General features: G+C 72.6%; 1 pseudogene. It reads right to left on the reverse strand.

Annotation, left to right across the window (positions count from 1 at the left end):
- Positions 1-285 (reverse strand): annotated as a pseudogene (locus KVT39_RS36815) (YncE family protein); the annotation flags it as partial.

Here is a 285-nt window from a genome sequence, read left to right on the forward strand (position 1 = left end):
GTGTCGTCGCCGCGATCCGCGACGAACAGCGTGCGCTCGTCGGCCGACAGCGCATTGCCTTCGGGGCGCGGGCCGGGCACCACCGCGCGCGGCGCGACCGTCGCATCGCGCGGATGGAACTGCGTAACCGTGTCCGACAGCAGGTGCTCGCCGTACGCGCGGCTCGCGTCGCGCGTGAGCGTCACGAGGTGCGTCTTCACGCCGCCGGACGGGACGGCCATGTTCGGCACGGGTTGCCGGGTCGGCTCGGCGAACACGAGCAGCATGTCGTGCGCCTCGCTCATC

The organism is Burkholderia sp. GbtcB21, assembly GCF_019091065.1.
Lineage (GTDB): Bacteria > Pseudomonadota > Gammaproteobacteria > Burkholderiales > Burkholderiaceae > Burkholderia > Burkholderia pyrrocinia_C.